The 3402-nt window shown below is 74.0% G+C and carries 1 protein-coding gene; it reads left to right on the forward strand.

Going from position 1 to position 3402, the window contains the following annotated elements:
• The coding region (locus ACFXPK_RS19075; RefSeq protein ID WP_385076849.1) for an ATP-binding domain-containing protein at positions 1–3006 on the forward strand (3006 nt) is incomplete at its 5' end.
• Positions 3007–3402: the final 396 nt, after the last annotated feature.

Genomic DNA, 3402 nt, shown 5'->3' on the forward strand with positions numbered 1-3402 from the left:
CCGGCCCCGGCCCGGGCGTCGGGGCCGGTGCCGGTGCCGGTGCCGGTGCCGGTGCCGGGGCCCGTTCCGGAGCCCCGGCAGGCGGCCGACGACCGTCCGGTGCGGACCCCGGGCGATGTCGTACGGCGGCAGCGGCGCAAGGCGCTCCAGCCGGACGACTTCCTGCTGCGCGAACTCCAGCGCTCGCGCGGCGGCCGTATGCGGGACATCGTCGAGACCATCCGCCGGGACCAGATGGAGCTGGTCACCGGTGCGCCCTCGGACGTCCTCGTCGTACAGGGCGGCCCCGGTACGGGTAAGTCGGCGGTCGGCCTCCACCGGGTGACCTGGCTGGTCAACAACGAGCACTTCAAGGCCCAGGACATCCTCGTCATCGGCCCTCACCAGCGGTTTCTCGACTATGTCGGCCAGGTGCTCCCCACCCTCGGCACCCGGGACGTCAACGCCGTCCAGCTCGACCGGCTGTGGGAGGGCGAGACCCGCGGCACCGATTCCCCGCGGGCGCGGCTCGTGAAGTCGGACGAACGCATGGCGGCCGTCCTGCGGCGCCGGGTCGAGCACGACTACCGGCCCCTCGCCCTCGACGACCTCACCGTCGCCCCCGCCTTCGAAGGCGACGAGCCCGCGATCGTCGTCACCGCCGGCAGTACGACCCTGCGCGTGCCGCGCTCCGAGGTCCTCGCCCTTCTCGACCAGGCGCACGCCGGCGAAGGGCCCTACCGGGAACGCCGCGACCGCTTCCGGGGCCTGCTCGTCGACCGGCTCCTCCTGGAGCTGGCGGACATCGCGCCCCGGCGGGGTCAGGCCGGCACGATCCGCCGTGACCTGGAGCGCAACCGCCGCGTCGAGCGCCTTGTCGAACGCGTCTGGGCGTCACCGGGTCCCCGGGAGGCCCTGCGCAGCCTGTACGACACACCGGACCTCCTGCGCGACTGCGCCGACGGCGTCCTCGACGAGGACGAGCGGGCGGCGCTCCTGCGTACCCGCGCCGCCAGCGCCGACGACGACCTGTGGACCCTCGACGACCACGTCTGTCTCGAAGAGCTACAGGTCCTGATCAGCGGCGCCACGCCCCGGCGGTACGGACACATCGTCGTCGACGAGGCGCAGGACCTCACCCCCATGCAGGCCCGCGCTCTGAGACGGCGCTGTGCCGTCAACAGTTCGATGACCGTCCTGGGCGACCTTGCCCAGGCGACGGGCCCCCACACCCCGACGAGCTGGGACCGTACCGCCGTACTCCTGTCCGACCACGGGGACTGGCGTGTGGCCGAACTCCACACGAGCTACCGCGTCCCCGCCGAGATCATGGAGTTCGTCGCCCCGCTCGCCCACGCGGTCGCGCCGGACCTGCCCTACCCGCGGGCCGTGCGGGAGGCGGGCGAGGGCGCCGTACGGACCGTGGAGAGCGAGCCGTCGAGCCTCCTCGACGACACCGTCGCCCAGGTGGCCCGCCTCGTCGGCAGCAGCGACGGCACCACCCCGCGTTCCGTCGCCGTCATCGTCCCCGACGGATCGGAGCGGCCGGAGGCGATCGGCCGGGGGATCGAGGAGAGCGGTGACATCCGCGAGCAGGACCGCGAGGCCGTCTCCGTGCTGAGCGTCACCCAGGCCAAGGGCATGGAGTACGACCATGTCCTGGTCGTCGAGCCCGCCGCCTTCGCCGACCTCGGCCCCGTAGGCCTGCGGCAGTTGTACGTGGCGCTCACCCGCAGCACCCAGAGCCTCACCGTCCTGCACACCGCCCCGCTCCCGCAGGCACTCGTCGGCACCGTTGCCGGGCCGGAGGGGAACGAGTTTCCGGAGGGTGCCGAGCCAGAGGACGGCGGGCCCGAGGGCGGCGAGCCGGAGGACGGCGGGGCGGGGCGGCTGCCGCGGATCGGCACCGATGTCAGGGTCGAGGTCCTGGACCGGGCGCCCGGCGGCCGCTACAAGGTCGAGCCGCTGTCCCCCGTGATCGACCGGCCGCTCGTGCTCACCGTCCGCCACGGCTCGGTCCCCCCGCGCCGGGGCGAGAAGCTGGACTGCTGGGTGTTCGCGAACGAGACGAACCAGACCGTTCTCACCGTCGGCCGGCGGGGCCGGGCGCCCGTCTCCCGCAGGATGGCGGAACGCTACATCGCGGCGCTGGACGTGCTCGGCGAGTTGATCGGGAGCGACGGCGACGTCCCCGACGCGCGCGCCAGGCTCTCCGAGTTGCAGGGGATGGCCAACCGGATCCTGCGGAAGGATCAGGCCGACTGGGTCGACGTACTCCACCTGTTCGGCTCTCCGGACAGGGACCGGCTGGGCGCCCTGCGCGACCTCGCCGCGACGACGCAGCGCGCGCTCAAGGAAGGCACCCTGGACACCGGTCGTCTCCAGGAGGACCTGACGGCCTCGGGCTGGGCGGATCCGCTGGCCGAAGCGCGGCGGGTGCTCCGGAGCCGTTACGACGACGACGCCACGGCCCCCGATACCGACACCGACCCCGACCCCGCCCCCGACTCCGTACCGGATCCCGCCGCCCCACAGCAGTCCGAGCGAAAGGACGAAGAGCAGATGGCCCTCGCGCAGAGCACCACCGCCCCGGCTTCGACGACCACCGGGGCGGGCTTCCTGCGCGCCCTGGAGGAGTCGGCCGACGCCGACCGGACGTGCAAGAAGCACGAGGCCGTCCGTCATGCCCTGAAGTCCTCGCTGTTCTGGGCCGACCTCCAGCCTGCCGACTCCTCGATCATCGACGTCAGTTGCCTCACCGCGCGCGGCCTCTTCCTCTACGAGGCGCTGGGCGCCGGCCGTTCCACGTACCCGGATCTCCGTTCGGGGGCCACCCGGCTGCTGGAGATCAACCACACCCTGCCCGCGCCGGCGGACGGCCTCTATCTCGTCCTCCCCGAGCCTCCCGCCGAGGACTGGTCCGCGGACACCATCCGCGACATCTTCCGGGTTCACGTCATCTGGCGGAGCCCCGAGGGGTGGGGCGGGCAGGACACGGACATCGCGCTCGGCTCCTCCGGCGCCTGATCCGCGCCCCTGACGGCCCGGGCGCCCGTCACCACACGCAGGGCAGCTCCACGTCGATCACCGTCGGCCCCCTCCGTCGCCCAGTGCCCTCCGCGGACACCCCATTCGTGGTGCAGCCCGCTGCACCCGGGGCCCGGGAGGGCGCCTCCTCGTGCGGGAGCGCGAACGGCGCCGCCGCCGAGGCCGGTTGAGCCCGCACGACATCGGAGGGGCGGCCGTTGTCCGTACGGAAGGAACCCCGCACGGGCGTACGGGCGTACGGGCGTACGGGCGTACGGACTTACGCCTGAGCCCGGCGGCGAGCAGGGGGGCTACCCCCGGCGGCCGGGGGTGGCCCGAGCCCCGCCCCCCGCGGGCGGGGGGGGCGGGGCGGGGTCTCGCCGAGGCGCGCCGCGG

Source organism: Streptomyces sp. NPDC059142 (assembly GCF_042755665.1).
Classification (GTDB): Bacteria; Actinomycetota; Actinomycetes; order Streptomycetales; family Streptomycetaceae; genus Streptomyces.